This window comes from Thalassotalea montiporae (assembly GCF_053485855.1).
On the sequence record NZ_JBQRUO010000002.1, the window covers coordinates 391013 to 408798 of the forward strand.

Genomic DNA, 17786 nt, shown 5'->3' on the forward strand with positions numbered 1-17786 from the left:
AGTGCTATTGTTGTTATCAAAATAGCGAATCACTATAAAGCGGGCTTATTGAAAACACCAGCGAGCTAGCGATAACTGGTGCGAAATGAACGGTAAATAACCAATATAAGCGCTGAAGCCCCAGCCTTAATCTAAAATCGGTACACCAAAGTCTTTTTTGATGTGTTCCATCACCACATAAGTATGAGTTTGCGAAACCGCAGGCAGTTCAACAATTACCCCAAGCACTTCGCGATACGCCTGCATATTCTCAAAGCGTAATTTCAGCAAATAATCAAAGCCGCCAGCCACCATATGACATTCTGCCACTTCTTTGATTTTCACCACTTCATCACGAAAGCGGTTAAAGACATCGCCAGTGGTGCGATCTAATGTTACTTGAATAAAAGCCGACATACCGTATTTCAATTTGGCAGCATTGAGTGTTGCGCCGTAGCGCTCAATATACCCTTCCGCTTCTAAGCGTTTAACCCGATCTAAGCATGGGCTTGGGCTTAAATTAACGCGCTTGGCTAATTCAACATTAGAAATTCTGCCATGCTGCTGTAGGGTGTCTAAAATAGTAAGGTCGATTCGATCTAATTGGCGTGTTTTTGGGTCAGACATGTGGTTGTTCCAGTGCCGTCTCGCCAAAGCATTAACAGCATCTTTATCGGTTAAAAACAAATTAAACAGTATATTGTTTGGCATATTAGCAAATTAAGCCAAAAAATACTGAAGTAATTTACGTAAAATACCGCACCAACAATGTACAAAATTACTACAGGTGACACTATGCTTTTTAACGGCTCACTGACCGCACAATTTACTTCACACAGTGCGATTCGTCAGACAATTCGCGATCACTACCGCGCTGATGAAAATCAAGTATTAGCAAACCTTTTACCGATTGCCGAAATTAGCGTTGATGCCAAATCGCGCGCTTGGGATTATGCCCGCCAACTCGTGGTTAACATTCGTAAAGACCAAGTCGGCAAAGGCGGCGTTGACGCCCTACTTAACGAATTCTCATTATCCACCGAAGAAGGTGTGGTGCTGATGTGTTTAGCTGAGGCGTTATTACGCGTGCCAGACAAAGCCACGGCTGACAGTCTAATTCGCGACAAATTAGCAGAGGGCGATTGGTCATCACATATTGGTAATAGTGACTCCTTATTTGTTAACGCCTCATCTTGGGGACTATTGCTAACAGGTAAGTTAGTTAACTATTCAGATAAAAAGAAAAAAGCACAGTTTGGCTTGTTAAAACAAACCGTAGGTCGTTTGGGTGAGCCGGTAATTCGCAAAGCGGTGCGTTATGCCATGAAAATCATGGGTACCCAATTTGTTATGGGTCACACCATTGATGGTGCGATTGAGCGCGCAATTGAAACCGAAGCCAAAGGTTACACCTACTCCTACGATATGTTAGGTGAAGGTGCTCGTACTATGGCCGACGCTGACCGCTATTTTGACGCTTACATGACAGCGATTGATGCCATCGGTAAAGCGGCAAACCACAAAGGCCCACAGCGCAGCCCAGGCATTTCAATCAAGTTATCAGCCATTCACCCGCGCTATGAGTTTTCACATCGCGATCGCGTGATTGAAGAGCTTATTCCACGCCTGAAAAAATTGGCGCTAGCTGCTAAAGCTTACGATATTGGCTTTACTGTGGATGCCGAAGAAGCAGATCGCTTAGACATTTCTTTAGATATCATCGAAGCTGTATTTGCTGATGCAGAATTAGATGGCTGGAACGGTTTTGGTATTGCCGTACAAGCCTATCAAAAGCGCGGTTTGCATGTGATTGAATGGGTACGTGAGCTCACCCAAGAAGTCGGTCGCCAAATGATGGTGCGCTTAGTAAAAGGCGCTTACTGGGACAGCGAAATTAAAATCTCGCAAGCGGAAGGTTTTGAAGACTTCCCGGTATTCTCGCGCAAGCCATCAACTGATGTTTCTTACCAAGCGTGTGCGAAAAAACTGTTAGAGTATCGCGATACCATTTACCCACAATTCGCGACTCACAACGCCTACACAGTTGCCACTATTTTAGAGATGGCTGAACACCACCAAGGCTTTGAATTCCAACGCTTACACGGTATGGGTGAATCACTATACGACCAAGTAGTAACCGGCAAGCAAGTACCTTGTCGCGTTTATGCACCTGTTGGTGAACACTCAGACTTACTGGCCTACTTAGTACGTCGTCTACTTGAAAACGGTGCTAACAGCTCATTCGTGAACAATATTGTTGATGAAGATATTCCCGTAGAAAGTTTGCTGGCCGACCCAGTGGAAACCGTACAAAGTTGGCAAAACAAGTACAATCCTCAAATTCCACAATCCATTGAGCTATACGGCAACGAGCGCGCTAACTCGAAAGGGCTAGATTTGACCGATATCGACCAAATCACAGTAATGCGCGACAACATGCAAGCTTGGTTTGAAACCACCAAAGCGATTACCGCAATTGACGGCGCTGAGCCCGTCACCAACCCAGCTAATCACAATGAAGTGCTCGGTTATATTGAGCACGCCGATGAAGCGCAAATGTCAGCAATTGTTGAACGTGTTCATGGCGCGTTTGCCAGCTGGTCGGCAACACCTGTTGCTGAGCGCGCACAAGTGCTGCTAAAAACCGCCGACTTATTGGAAACACATCGCGATGAATTAATTGCGCTTTGTACCAAGGAAGCAGGTAAAACCATTGCCGACGGTATTGCCGAAGTGCGTGAAGCAGTTGATTTTTGTCGTTACTACGCGGCACGTGCTGAAGAGCTATTGGCCGACGGTACGCTGGAAGCGCGCGGTGTGGTGCTATGTATCAGCCCGTGGAACTTCCCACTAGCGATTTTCTTAGGCCAAGTTTCAGCAGCGCTAGTTGCTGGTAACACTGTGGTGGCAAAACCTGCTGAGCAAACCAGTTTAGTCGCATTGCGAACAATCGAACTAATGAAACAAGCCGGCTTACCTGATTCAGCGGTTGAAGCCGTGATTGCGCGCGGTAGCAAAGTTGGGCAAACCATAGTGCCAGACGAGCGCATTCAAGCCATTATGTTTACTGGTTCCACTGAAACCGGTAGTTGGATTTCACAAAAACTAGCAGAGCGCAGCGGTGATCCTGTGCCACTGATCGCCGAAACGGGTGGTCAAAACTGTATGATCGTCGATTCTACTGCCTTACCTGAGCAAGTGGTTGACGATGTCATCGCCTCAGGCTTCCAGAGCGCTGGTCAACGTTGTAGTGCGCTGCGCGTATTATTCTTGCAAGAAGATGTCGCCGATAAAATCATTGCAATGATCAAAGGTGCAATGCAAGAGCTACATATTGGTGACCCTGCGTTTTTAACCACTGACGTTGGCCCAGTGATCGATAAACGTGCGCTAACTGCCTTAAATGATCACGTTGACTACTTAAAATCGCGCGGTACTTTGCACTTTGCTTGTAAAGCACCTGAGCTAGCGATCAACGAAGACGAGCATAACTTCTTTGTACCTCGTTTGTATGAAATCAGCGACTTATCAGTATTAACTAAAGAAGTATTTGGTCCTGTGGTGCATGTCATTCGCTACAGAGCAGAAAACTTGGAAAACGTGATTGACCAAATCAATGGTACTGGTTTTGGCTTAACCATGGGTATTCACACACGTATTGAAGATAAAGCTAAATACCTAGCTGCGCGCTCACGTGCCGGTAATGTTTACGTTAATCGCAATATGATTGGCGCTGTTGTCGGTGTTCAGCCATTTGGTGGCCGTGGTCTTTCCGGCACAGGTCCAAAAGCGGGTGGCCCAATGTACTTAACGCGTTTAGTCAAAGAGAAGCTTGATACCAACAATGTTGAGCAAGCGCCAACGACCGAGCAACAAGCATCGCTAAACAGCTTATTCGAGCAAAGCAAAAACACAGTATCAAGTGTTGCCAGCAGTTTAGCCAACTTACCTAAAACGGAATTAATGTGGAGCTTTACGCCACTTAACGATCGTTTATCGGTATTACGCCAATTACTATCTCGTCTTGCTGATGGTAAAGTGAAGTTACAACAAGCTGATCAATTAGCACAAAGCTTAACAGATGCACGCAGCCAGTTACTGTTTGCTGAGAAAACACTAAGTAAGCCAACCGAGCTACCGGGGCCAACAGGTGAGTCGAATATTTTGTATTTGGAATCACGTGGCACATTAGCTTGTGTTCGCTGCCAAGACACCAGCTTTAACTTCTGGCTAGTGTCGATTATTTCAGCCTTAGCGGCAGGTAACTGCGTTGTTGCCGTGGTTGATAACGCTTATCTAAGCGAAGCCAATAATATTGCCTCACAGCTTAATTCAATTGGCCTACCTCACGGCGTGTTTACGGTGGCTCAACTAGGCCATTTACCGGCCGTGCTAAACCACACTCACTTAGCAGGCGCCGTGACTGACAACCAAAGCAGTGTTAAGAGCTATGTTGGTGAAACGATTGCAGCTCGCAAAGGCGCAATTTTACCGCTGATCACAGCGCACACTCACCAAGGCTTATTCCATCGTATGGTGACAGAAAAAACCATTACCATAGACACCACTGCCGCTGGCGGTAATGCGTCATTGATGACAATGGAAGCCAATGTCGGTTAAGCTCGATTAACAGGTGGTGCCCTGTATATTTTCAGAGGCGCACGAGTAAATTAAAAGGCCAGCTTTTATCGCTGGCCTTTTTATGGCCTTGTTTATGAAATAAAGCGGTTATAGCTATCGGAAAAACTAATGAAAAAATATGTCGCTGGCTTTTTATTTAGCCAAGATTCATCAAAGGTCGTGCTGATCAAGAAAATTAATCCCGCATGGCAAAATGGTCTTCTTAATGGCGTTGGCGGTAAGATTGAAATAGGTGAACAAGCCATCGACGCCATGACCCGTGAATTTGAAGAAGAAACGGGCGTGGCGACCAACGCAGCGCAATGGACTCACTTCGCGCAAGTTTATCGCCCAGATTGCTATGATGTTGCCTTTTTCTTTGCTCGCTCAGATCTTGCCTTTGAAGCCAGAACCATTGAGCAAGAAGAAGTCCAGTTAATTGATATCGCAAATCTGCCAGAAAACTTGCTGCCAAACCTACGCTGGCTTATTCCACTGGCACTTGACCAACAAGCAGACTTTTCAGCGCCAATAAAAATTACTGAAGTTACTGGTGAGCGGGTAAAAGCCTAGCACTGACAACCTAGCTTTTAGCAAGGCATAAAAAAAGCCAGCAAAATTGCTGGCTAGATTTCATCATATTGTGACATGGTTCATCTGAGCTGCTGTTATCTAGAGACTAAGCTAAGCGCTTGTCTTGGCACCCTTCTAACTCTAATACCCCAAATTGTAAATAAGCACATTAGCAGCCAAACATTCATGCTACCGCCACCACCTGAAGACGAACTGTCTGAAGAAGCTGGCGCTGCCGGAGCCACTGGCGCAGCGCGGACAGTAAGGGTCATTTTCGCCTGAGCACTATATTCACCATCAGACACTTGATAAGTAAATGAGTCCTCACCTGTGTAACCCGCATTTGGCGTGTAAGTGTAACTACCGTCGCTCTGCAACTCTAAGCTACCATTGGTAACATCTGAAACTACTGAATAAGTAAGTTCATCACCATCGACATCGTCAGCACTTAGGTTACCTGATAAGTTTCGACCTTCCGTTGCCGTAGCTGTGCTATCACTTACAGTTGGAGCATCATTAATTGGCGCAATTTCTATATTAATGGTAACGACGACATCATCAGTACCATCACTGACATTCACATCAAACGCCCCTAGACCTGAGGCATCTTTCGCTGGCGTAAAGGTAAACTCACCATCATTGTTAATAGTCGCACTGCCATTGACGCCCGAACCTGCAACAATAGAAAAGGTGATTGCTTCTGAATCTATATCAGTCACGTTTACTTTACCACCAACAGCAACTTCCTCATCGGTTTGTATGTCGTCTACCATTACCACAGGTAAATCATTCACTGCTTCAATAGTAATCTTAATTTCTTGACTAGTAACCTGACCATTTTCGTCAGTAAGCTCAATAACGAGTGTATCGTCACCCGATGTTTCGGCTTTGGGAGTGTAAGATAACTCGCCAGTATCACTGAGGGTAGCTGTTCCCAACGTCGGCTCTTCGCTAATACGGAAACTAAAACTGTCACCCTCAACATCAGCTATTTCTAACGATTGCTTTAACGATGTGTCTTCTTGGGTAAGGACTTCTGTTACGCCCACCTGAGGTAAGTCATTAACCGCCGTGATAGCGACGCTAACCTCAACTGTTTTACTATTACCTTTGTCATCCACTAGCTTAATTTCAAAGCTGTCAGCACCGTAAAAGTTCGTGTTCGGTGTATAACTGTTTACATCACCCAACTCCAGTACACCATTAGTTGGGGCAGTGACTTCTTCAATGGTGACTGAGTCGCCTTCCTGATCTTGAATATAATCAGTGATGGAAAGCACTTTATCTTCTTCAATAGTTAGTGAATCATTGCTTAAGTCTGGGGCGTAGTTGAATTGGTAGAAAAAAGCTTTAACACTATCTTGGCTAATCAAATAATTATTATCTAAGGTAAAGGAATATCCATTATCAAGAATGTTTAGTGAACTCTTAGCTAATTCAGGAAAGTTTGGGGCCGACAAATCGTAGATTACCATCTCCGTTTGATAAGGACTTTGCTTGCTCCTTTTGATATAAAGCTTGCTTTCATCAACAAAGCTGGTTTGGTTCGAATAGCCATTTTCAGTGGCATTAAACTCAACAAACTGAATTGTATTTTCAGCGGTAATTTCGGCGGTACGGATAAAGCTATCACCGATAAAATAAATTTTGTCTTGATGCGAAACGACTGACCTGTAGTTCTCATCAGACATATCTACAGTATTGATTTGTTCAAATGTGGTATTTTCGCCATTTGATAAGATATGAATGACACGTTTACACTGATCCAGCAAAAGCAAATGACTATCAGTAACGACCATGCGATCAGCACAACCAAATTCATCGTTTTTGATGATATCTGTGCTTTGTGGGGTAACGTTTAGCCCAGCAGCACTCGATAGATCATACTTGTAAATAACCCTATCATTGTTTTGCGAGTCGTAGGCGTTAACAAATAGAAAACTACCAGCAACCTGATAATTCCAAAGCGGATGAGAAATAGCTATTGTACTGGTTTCGGTTGCTGCGCCTGACTCGTCAAACTCCAAATAGGCCAAGCTGTTGTAACCTACCGCTAGCATTCGATCACCAACTTTGATCAAATCATACTGAGGCAAATCAATCTCGCTGGACAACGAAACTTCGCTATTGGCTAAACTAAGAAAAAAGCCCTTATTGTCAAAGCTTTGAGAAGACTTAGGCAATACAAACTGATCATTAGAGATCAAGGCACCGCGTGACTTATAGCCACTTTGGTTAAACAAGAAACTTAATTCAACATCATCAGCAATAGAAAGCTCAACAATGCCCTTATCGGAAGTAGACATATAAAACTCGCTATTGCTTCCTTTCGCACGATTAACGTGGAAACTATTAAACCTACCGCTTGAATCTTGCCCAAAACTAAACCGCTCGATAGCGAGGTTTAGTATATCTTCCACTCCTAATTTAACCGCTTCAAACGAACGAAATACCCACAGCACTTCATCATCTTTCAACATTTTTCCGTTGAAAACAGAGAATGAATTAACCCGAGTTAATTCGTCATTCGTTAGTTGATAAAAATTAAGGCGTTGATAAGTATTAATGGCAAATAGGTCATCACTCATGACCTCAAAGCCAGTCATATCAGAGCCTAAATCAATAGTTAACGCATCAGACTGCGTCATATCGCTTAAATTATAGACATCCAAGTACGAGTAATAAGCGTTATCACTGTAGGTGTAATATTGATAAAGAGCATGCAATTTACCATCGTTAATACGAATATCTTGATGGCGGTAGTAGCCATCAGATTGCTCAACTCGTACTTCCAAAGTTGAAATAGTTTGCAAACTAAATTCGTCGTCGACAAAGCTCAATTTATTCAACTGGAAGCTTCGCGTTAGAAAGTAAAGTTCGCCGTCATAAACAGTTGCGGTTCCAACAGCCTCATCGTTATAAGTGCCAGTAAACACACTTGTGGGACTTTGTGGATCAGACACATCAAATACTTCTAGCTCTCGATAACCCAATACAACCAAATGTTGCTGGTATTCCGCTAATATTTTAGTGCAACACGTTTTAACCATCTGATTGATAAGTGACTCGTTGCCAGATAGCGATGGGTCAATAACATCGATGTAATCACCCGAATCAACGTAATATATGTCATTAATATTGATCACATCTTGATATTCACCAGAGCCCCAAGAATCGTAATATTCTAGCGAGAACTCTTGATCTGAATTGGCATAAGACAGGCAGCTAAAAAAAGCCACAGTAAGGCAGAGAAACCAGTGTTTCATTAATACAGTCCTTTGTTTTTAATTGTTTTTATTTTTGATTAAATAGTATGCACAACTGTAAATGAACTGTAAATGCCCAGTTTATGAACAATTAAAAATTCTATACCTTGATAACTCACTCATTATATTCAACGAGTGTTTTTATTCGTCATATAAAAAAAGCCCTAACTTTTATCAAATTAAGGCTTTAGCACAGAAAGGATTATTTAATCTAAGCAGCTATATCTTCGCCGCTAATTCCGCCCCTTGGCGAATAGCACGTTTAGCATCAAGCTCTGCGGCAACATCGGCACCACCGATAATATGGCAGCTTTGGCCTAAGTCCACCAGTCCTTGTTGCAAGTCGCGATTAGGCTCTTGGCCAGCACAAACAATCACGTTGTCTACTTCAATTAACTGCTGATCGCCATTAATTTCAATCACAATACCGCGATCGTTAATCTCTTTGTAGCTGCAGCCTGGCATCATATTAACGCCTTTCTTTTGCAGTGATGCTCTGTGGATCCAGCCAGTGGTTTTACCTAAACCAGCACCAACTTTTGTCGTTTTACGCTGCATTAAGTAAACTTGACGCTCTGCTTGGTGCGACACCATAGGAGCCAGCGCACCGCCCGTTTCATAATTGCGGTCTACGCCCCATTCTTTTAACCACTCGTCAATGTTATCAACTAAGCCTGATTTTTCCGTTAAGAACATCGACACGTCAAAGCCAATACCGCCAGCACCAATTACTGCTACTTTCTGGCCTACTGGCTTTTTATCACGCAGCACTTCTAGGTAGGTCATGACCTTGTCATTATCAATACCTGGAATATCCAACTCACGAGGTTTAATACCCGTTGCTAGCACCACTTCATCAAAACCTGCTTCAGCTAAGCTTTCAGCTGTCTGCCAAGTATTTAGGTGCACAGGAACGTTCAAATTCTCTAACTGCACTCGGAAGTAGCGCAAGGTCTCGTAAAACTCTTCCTTACCTGGAACTTGTTTCGCGAAATTGAACTGGCCACCAATCTCACTGGCGGCGTCGAATATTTCTACTGAATGACCGCGCTTAGAGGCATAAACACTAAACGCTAGACCCGCAGGACCTGCCCCAACCACAGCAATACGTTTTTGCTGCTTCGTGTTGCTAAAGGTGAGTTCTGTTTCATAACAGGCTTCAGGGTTTACCAAGCAAGATGCTCGCTGCTGTTTGAATACGTGATCTAAACACGCTTGGTTACAGCCGATACAAGTATTAATTTCATCCGCTTTTCCTGCTGCAGCCTTATTAACAAAGTGAGCATCAGCAAGGAACGGACGCGCCATCGACACCATATCTGCATGGCCATCTGCCAATACCTGCTCTGCAACTTCAGGAGTATTAATACGGTTAGTCGTAATTAAAGGAATGGTCACTTCATTCTTCATGCGTTCAGTGATCCACGTAAACGCTGCTCGTGGTACCGACGTTGCAATTGTAGGCACGCGTGCTTCGTGCCAACCAATACCTGTATTAATAATGGTTGCACCGGCAGCTTCAATGGCTTTTGCCATCGTCACCACTTCGTGCCACTCGTTACCACCTTCAACCAGATCTAACATAGATAAGCGGAAAATAATGATGAAGTTCTCGCCCACTTTCTCGCGAACAGCGCGCACTGTTTCAACACCTAAGCGCATTCTATTTTCAAGCGAACCACCCCACTCATCAGTGCGATGGTTAGTGCGCTTACAGCTAAATTGGTTAATCAAATAACCTTCAGAACCCATAATTTCAACGCCGTCGTAGCCTGCTTTCTGCGCAAGACGAGAGCCTTTGGCATAGTCTTTAATCGTGCCGCGAATATCGCGTACCGACATTTCTTTCGGTTTAAATGGGTTGATTGGCGCTTTAATTGCACTCGGTGCAACACTAAATGGGTGATAAGCGTAGCGACCCGTATGAAGTAACTGCAAACAAATTTTGCCGCCCTCTTTATGAACGGCGTCAGTAACTTCACGGTGTTTGTTAACATGCCAGAAGCGACTCATCTCACTACCGAAAGGTTCAACACGACCACGGGTGTTCGGGCTAACACCACCTGTTACAATAAGGCCACAACCCCCTTTTGCGCGCTCAGCATAAAATGCTGCTAGCTTTTTGAAGCCGCCTTTTTCTTCTTCAAGGCCAGTATGCATTGAGCCCATCAAAACGCGGTTTTTAAGTGTCGTAAAACCAAGATCTAATGGTTCGAGCATATGTGGATATTGAGTTGCAGTTGCCGTCGCAGTTGTCGTTGCAGATGTCATAATAAAGTCACTTATTCGTTAAGGTCTAACCACTTTGTTATTTAAAATACGCATGCTAATAGTAAAACTCAAGCTAATTTTGACACCTGTCAGATTAAATTTTCACAAGTAAAAATGATAACTATTTACATTAATTTAAGTGCATGAATAAAAAAGAAATTTTAGCAAAAGTCATTACTGAAGTTGAGCACCTATTGGCGCAAGCCTTAACCGCTGCGCAGCAAGCTCACAACGCTGCAATTGACGACCAATCAGTGGCGGAAACTCAATACGACACCTTGGCAATCGAAGCGGCTTATCTTGCGGAAGGGCAAAGCAGGCGCATTACACAATTAAAAGAGCAACTGCACATACTCAGTAAGCAAAGTAGTGACGCTAAACAGCAAATCACTATCGGCGCATTATTTACGTTAGAGTACGATAACGAATCGGCAAGTGGGTCATCTGTTAACAAACATTTTTATCTACTGCCATGCGCGGCTGGCACCTGTATAACATTAACTAATAAAGAATTTTTAGACGGGCAAAAAGTATACGTACTAACACCAGAGTCGCCACTTGGCAAAGCGCTAATCGGCCTAAGTATTGACGACGACTTTTCAGTTGCGATCGGAGCTAACGTGCAATCAGGTGTTGTCAGCGCAGTATATTAACGCCGGAGCGTTTTTCGATATGTTTGACGTAACAAATACAAAAAAGCCACCGTTGGCTGGTGGCTTATTTTCATTTTTTGATTTTTTCACAAAAAAAATTAAGAATTTAGCAGCGCCTTAATTTCTTTAATATCAGCCACTTTATCATCCAGTTTTAGGTAGGCGACAGCTTCCGAATAAACTAATGTCGCTTCAACCACGCCTGGCATATTAACAAGCTGCTCTGCCACTTCGTCGGCCTGCTGCTCAGAGCTAAAATGCGCCGCAAAGCTAAAACTCTTTGATTTCGCTTGGCGTTTCATGCCACTAGCAGCGAATAGCCAAATAGTAACGATCAAGGCCATCACTAAAAAGACGACAGTTGCATCAAAACTATTGGCTAACCAGCCACCAATAGCACCGCCGGCAAAGGCACCAAAAAACTGACTCGATGAAAAGATTCCCATGGCACTGCCTTTAACACCTGCTGGCGCAATACGCGAGAGAATCGACGGCATGGTCGCTTCTAAATAGTTAAAGGCCACAAAGAATAATAAAATAAGTACGATTAACGTTGTGGTTGTGTTGGGCAACACACCAAACATTAATAAGGTCACCGCCAATAGCGTAATGGCAGCCATAAACATTTCTTTTTCTTTGCCTTTTTTAATGCCGAAAATCATAAATGGCACCATTAAAAAGAATGAGCCAAGCAAGGTTGGCAAATACAAACGCCAGTGCTGTTCTAGCGCTAAACCGCTATCAACCAGTCGTGTGGGTAGGTAAATGAAGCAAGCGGTAAGCGCCATATGTAAAACAAACACACCGATATTCAGCCTTGCCAATTGTGGATGTTTAACTAAATGGCCTAACTGATCCAACATCGCAACATTGTCGCCCTTAGGCGCTTTATGCACGGAATTTGGCACCATAAATTGGATCATTAGCATGGCGAAAATGGTTAAGATACCAGTGAACCAAAACAGACCACTGAGCCCAAAGCTTTCACCCACTAGCGGGCCAACCACTAAGGCCAAGGTAAAAGACAAACCAATAAACATGCCTATGGTGGCCATCACCTTCGGGCGCTGCTCTTCCCGGGTAAGGTCGGCCGCTAGCGCAAGAATAGCGCTGGCAATAGCGCCCATTCCTTGTAGTGCCCGCCCAAGCACCACACCATAAATTGAGTCAGACATTGCCGCCACGACACTGCCGATAGCAAACACCACTAAGCCACTCATAATGATTGGCTTACGGCCAAATTTATCCGACAAAATCCCCATGGGAATTTGCAGCAAGGCTTGTGTTAACCCATAAGCACCAATCGCCAGACCTAACCAAATTGGCGAAAAGCCCGTTAGCTCCGGCCCATAAATGGCGAATACTGGTAAGATCATAAACAAGCCCAGCATGCGCAGGCCAAAGACGGTAGCTAATGAAAAAGCCGCCTTTTTTTCAAGAGAATTTAATCCAGAAGCACTCATAAATCTGTTAGCGAAAGTTGGCAGGTAAAAGGGTTAATAAGGCGGCAGATTCTAGCACGGGGTTAGCTTCCAAACCACCTCAGGATACAGCTTGTTACCTTCTTGATAAGTCATCCATACGGATGGCCTATCAACAACAGATTTATGCAAGTGAAGATAAATCTAAGCAAAGATAAATCGAGTGTTAATTTGATAAAAACTTCGGTGGCTGACGGTGCTTGGTTGCTTGCTCATAAGCAAATGCCGCTTCGATCAACACGGGTTCCGTTAATTGCGTGCTGAACATAGATAAACCAACCGGTAAGCCACTAACATACCCCATAGGCAACGTGATATGCGGATAGCCAGACACAGCAGCAGGCGAAGTAGCAGAGCCAGAGAAGTTATCGCCGTTGATCAAATCTGTTTTCCACGCTGGCCCAGTTGTTGGCGCAATTAATAAATCGAGCTGGTTATCGCCAAGCAATTTATCAATACCTTGACTTTGGCTCATTTTTTTCGCATGTGCTAACGCATCAAGGTAGGCTTTATCGGTTAAATCACCTTTGCTCTGCGCACTGATAAAAATTTCTTGACCAAAATACGGCATGGCTCGGTCGCTATGTTGCTCGTTATATGCAATAAGCTCAGCTAGCGTCTTAGGTAGGCTTTTGTCAGTACCCGCAAGGTATTTGTTTATACCCTCTTTAAATTCATATAGCAGCACTTCATATTCTTGCGCTCCCCAACTTACCCCGTCATCAAAGGCAAGGTCATCCACGATAATTGCGCCCTGCTGCTGTAACTGCTCAATAGCCTCTGCTAGCAGCTGGTCAACGTCACGGTGATAACCACTTAACTGCCGCAATACACCAATGCGCTTGCCCTTTAAACCATCGGCTTTTAATGCACCGCTCAGCGCCGTTGGTTGCACTACCCTACCATTGCTAGCTTGATAATTAGCTTCAGTAGGGGCTGGGTCTTGCTCGTCATAAACACTAATAGCCGATAAAGTGATAACGGCATCGGTTAGGTTACGTGCCATCGGCCCGGCGGTGTCTTGACTAAACGCAATGGGAATAATGCCATGGCGACTAACCGTGCCTATGGTCGGTTTAATACCCACTAACCCGTTGATTGCCGCAGGACATGTAATTGAGCCGTCAGTTTCTGTGCCGATTGCCACCGTTGCCAGATTGGCAGCAATCGCCGCGCCCGAGCCAGAACTTGAACCACAGGGATTACGTGTTAAATCGTAAGGGTTCTTGGTTTGACCATACAAGCCCGTCCAGCCACTAGTTGATTTATCACTGCGAAAGTTAGCCCATTCACTTAAATTTGTTTTACCCAGAATAATCGCCCCTGCGCGCTTTAATTGACTGACGAGGAAGGCATCTTGCGCAGGGAAGTTATTTGCGAGAGCAATCGAACCTGCGGTATTAGCCATGCCATCTGTAGTGTCAATATTGTCTTTGAGCAAAACAGGAATACCATGTAAAACACCTTTTAGTCCTTTGGTTTTAACACTGAGATCGTAAGCTTTCGCTTGTGCGATGGCATTCGCGTTAAGCTGCACTACGCTGTTAATTGTTGGCCCGCTATCATCTATCGCTTCAATGCGCGCTAAGTAAAAGCGCACTAAAGCCTCACTTGTCAGCTCACCTGATTGCATTTTTTGATGGAGCTCAGGAATGGTTGCATGTTCAGTAAACGTTGCGAGATCAAGAGAATTGGGCGCTTCGGCAAGTGCCAAATTACTGAGAACTACCAAACTTACAGCAATGGGTTTTAGGCTAAAACGTTTGACAGAATGAAATAGTGAGATCATGTTATTGCTTGTTATTGTTATAAATTTGTTAACTACGTTTATAACGAGGCGCTCAATAAATGTCTAGTCTGTATCGCTATTGTAGCAAGTAATGCAACAAGTATTGCGGCAAGTAATGAAGCAAGGCATCACCTAAAAAATTCCCCTACACCGCAAGTTTTACATAGATTTCAGGTCAACATTGGCGTCTTTGTATGCAATAATGTGCGATTAAATTTTGGTTGTGGATTGGTTAATGCAAAACATTGAAGTAAGAGGCGCACGTACTCATAATCTCAAGAACATCAATTTAGAAATTCCTCGCGACAAACTCATTGTTATTACTGGCTTGTCAGGCTCAGGAAAATCGTCGCTAGCGTTTGATACCTTGTATGCCGAAGGTCAGCGTCGTTATGTTGAATCGCTATCAGCATATGCACGTCAATTCCTATCGTTAATGGAAAAACCTGATGTTGATCATATTGAAGGCTTGTCACCCGCAATTTCAATTGAGCAAAAATCCACTTCCCACAACCCGCGCTCGACGGTAGGCACGATCACCGAAATATACGACTACCTGCGTTTGCTTTATGCCCGCGTTGGCGAGCCACGTTGTCCAACGCATCACGAGCCACTGGCGGCCCAAACTGTGTCGCAAATGGTTGATAAAGTATTGGCGTTAGACGAAGGCACGAAAGTGATGATCCTCGCGCCTGTGCTTCAAAACCGTAAAGGTGAGCACGTTAAGTTATTGGATAACCTAGCGGCACAAGGCTACATTCGCGCCCGAATTGACGGTGAAGTTTGTGATCTTTCTGATCCACCAACGCTAGAACTACACAAAAAACACACCATCGAAGTAGTGGTTGATCGCTTAAAAGTGCGTGACGATATTCAACTGCGCTTGTCTGAATCATTTGAAACCGCATTAGAGCTGACTGCAGGCACAGCAAAAGTCGCCTTTATGGACGAGCCTGAGCGTGAAGAGCTCTTGTTCTCTGCGAACTTTGCCTGTCCACACTGTGGCTACAGTATGCAAGAACTAGAGCCACGCCTGTTTTCGTTCAATAACCCAGCCGGTGCTTGTCAAACTTGTGATGGTTTGGGCATTCAGCAGTTTTTTGACCCGAATCGAGTGATCACTAACCCTGAGCTAAGCCTTGCTGGTGGTGCGATTCGCGGCTGGGACAAACGTAACTTCTATTACTTCCAAATGCTACAAGCGCTGGCCGATCATTACCAATTTACGGTCGATACACCATTTGAAGAGCTACCAGAAAAAATTCGCAAGCTCGTGCTATACGGCAGTGGCAAAGAAAGCATTGAATTTAAATACATGAATGATCGCGGTGATATTGTTGTGCGCAATCACCCGTTCGAAGGTATTTTAAATAACATGCAGCGCCGCTACAAAGAAACTGAATCGAATGCAGTGCGCGAAGAGTTGGCGAAGTACCTTAACAGCCAACATTGTGGCGACTGTGGCGGCTCTCGTTTACGTCTTGAAGCGCGTAATGTTTTTGTTGGTGAACAGCCACTACAACATATTGCAGAGCTTTCCACTGCTGACGCCCTCGCCTTTTTCCAACAGCTTAATTTAACGGGTCAAAAAGGCGCAATTGCCGAAAAAATCTTAAAAGAAATTAATGACCGTTTAGGCTTCCTCGTTAACGTTGGCTTGAACTACCTAAACTTGTCGCGCAGTGCCGATACCCTATCTGGGGGTGAAGCCCAGCGTATTCGTTTAGCTAGCCAAATTGGTGCCGGCTTAGTGGGTGTTATGTACGTACTCGATGAACCTTCTATTGGTTTGCACCAGCGTGACAATGAACGCTTGCTAGGCACACTTACTCACCTGCGTGATTTAGGGAATACCGTAATTGTCGTCGAGCATGATGAAGACGCTATTCGCGAAGCGGATCATGTGATTGATATTGGCCCAGGTGCTGGTGTTCATGGTGGTGAAGTGATTGCCTCTGGCACACTCGAAGATATCGTAAATAGTGAGCACTCATTAACGGGTAAATACCTATCAGGTAAAGAGCTTATTGAAGTACCGAAAAAGCGTACCAAGTTCGATAAAAAGGCAGTGGTAGAACTTAAAGGTGCCAGTGGTAACAACCTAAAAGACGTTGATTTAACCATTCCTGTTGGCCTGATGACTTGTATTACCGGCGTATCGGGTTCAGGGAAATCAACGCTGATCAACGATACCTTATACAAAATCGCTCACACTGAACTAAACAATGCGACCACACAAGAGCCATCTCCTTATAAATCGATTGAAGGCTTAGATCAACTGGATAAAGTAATTGATATCGACCAAAGCCCAATTGGTCGCACGCCACGTTCGAACCCAGCAACCTACACAGGCATATTTACCGCGGTACGCGATATTTTTGCCGCCACGCAAGAGTCGCGCTCACGCGGTTACAAGCCAGGTCGCTTTAGCTTTAACGTTAAAGGTGGCCGCTGTGAAGCTTGTCAGGGTGACGGTGTGATTAAAGTTGAAATGCACTTCTTGCCAGATGTTTACGTGCCTTGTGACGAATGTAAAGGTAAGCGCTATAACCGCGAAACCTTGGAAGTGAAATACAAAGGGAAGAACATCAACGAAGTCTTGGATATGACGATTGAAGACGCGCTAGAGTTCTTTAACGCTATTCCTGCGGTTAAGCGCAAGCTGCAAACGCTAATGGATGTCGGTTTGAGCTACATTACTCTTGGGCAGTCAGCAACAACTCTTTCTGGTGGTGAGGCACAGCGAGTTAAACTGGCCAAAGAGCTATCGAAACGCGATACAGGGAAAACCTTGTATATTCTGGATGAGCCAACCACAGGCTTACATTTCCACGATATCAAACAGTTACTGCAAGTTATTCATCGATTGCGTGATCACGGCAATACCATCGTTGTGATTGAACATAACTTGGATGTGATTAAAACCGCAGACTGGATTGTTGACCTTGGCCCAGAAGGTGGCTCAGGTGGAGGTGAAATCTTAGTTACAGGCAGCCCAGAGCAAGTAGCTGAGCATGCACAATCGCACACTGCACGCTTCCTCAAGCCTTTGTTATAAAACAAATATACCCCTTCCTAAAGCAAACGCTGGCAGTTGGCTAATCGCTAGCCAGCGTTGTTTTTATCCAGTAGGATAAGCTAAGCCTCATCACTA

General features: G+C 44.4%; 9 protein-coding genes. 4 read left to right on the top strand and 5 right to left on the bottom strand.

Annotated features, from left to right (window positions below; all coding sequences use genetic code 11):
* Positions 1–126 precede the first annotated feature (126 nt).
* On the bottom strand, positions 127–606 hold the full coding sequence (locus ACSLUR_RS08295) for an Lrp/AsnC ligand binding domain-containing protein (protein WP_448553542.1): 480 nt from the start codon (positions 604–606) through the stop codon (positions 127–129).
* Between the two features lie 168 nt (positions 607–774).
* Here ACSLUR_RS08295 and putA point away from each other — a divergent pair, with 168 nt between their 5' ends.
* Together putA and ACSLUR_RS08305 are read left to right on the top strand one after the other, a co-directional pair.
* Positions 775–4599, top strand: coding sequence for a bifunctional proline dehydrogenase/L-glutamate gamma-semialdehyde dehydrogenase PutA (putA, locus tag ACSLUR_RS08300; protein ID WP_448554349.1), 3825 nt, complete (start codon positions 775–777; stop codon positions 4597–4599).
* A 129-nt stretch (positions 4600–4728) separates the two neighbouring features.
* Positions 4729–5172, top strand: a complete 444-nt coding sequence (locus tag ACSLUR_RS08305) for an NUDIX hydrolase (protein ID WP_448553544.1) — start codon at positions 4729–4731, stop codon at positions 5170–5172.
* A gap of 95 nt (positions 5173–5267) precedes the next feature.
* Here ACSLUR_RS08305 and ACSLUR_RS08310 read toward each other — a convergent pair whose 3' ends face one another.
* Complete coding sequence (locus ACSLUR_RS08310) at positions 5268–8438, bottom strand: Ig-like domain-containing protein (RefSeq protein ID WP_448553546.1); 3171 nt, start codon at positions 8436–8438, stop codon at positions 5268–5270.
* A gap of 219 nt (positions 8439–8657) precedes the next feature.
* Positions 8658–10709 (bottom strand): oxidoreductase, encoded by a 2052-nt coding sequence (locus ACSLUR_RS08315; protein WP_448553548.1) that lies wholly within the window; start codon positions 10707–10709, stop codon positions 8658–8660.
* 143 nt (positions 10710–10852) lie between these two features.
* On the opposite strand from ACSLUR_RS08315, the gene ACSLUR_RS08320 reads away from it, so the two are divergent.
* Positions 10853–11362: a hypothetical protein gene (locus ACSLUR_RS08320; RefSeq protein WP_448553550.1), complete on the top strand. Its 510-nt coding sequence runs from the start codon at positions 10853–10855 to the stop codon at positions 11360–11362.
* Positions 11363–11460: 98 nt separating this feature from the next.
* On the opposite strand, the gene ACSLUR_RS08325 is transcribed toward ACSLUR_RS08320, so the two are convergent.
* Complete coding sequence (locus ACSLUR_RS08325; RefSeq protein ID WP_448553552.1) at positions 11461–12825, bottom strand: MFS transporter; 1365 nt, start codon at positions 12823–12825, stop codon at positions 11461–11463.
* A 184-nt stretch (positions 12826–13009) separates the two neighbouring features.
* Positions 13010–14632, bottom strand: a complete 1623-nt coding sequence (locus ACSLUR_RS08330; protein ID WP_448553554.1) for an amidase — start codon at positions 14630–14632, stop codon at positions 13010–13012.
* A gap of 235 nt (positions 14633–14867) precedes the next feature.
* On the opposite strand from ACSLUR_RS08330, the gene uvrA reads away from it, so the two are divergent.
* The gene (gene uvrA / locus ACSLUR_RS08335; protein WP_448553556.1) at positions 14868–17690 is read left to right on the top strand and encodes an excinuclease ABC subunit UvrA; all 2823 of its coding nucleotides are present in this window, start codon (positions 14868–14870) and stop codon (positions 17688–17690) included.
* The last annotated feature ends 96 nt before the right edge of the window (positions 17691–17786 follow it).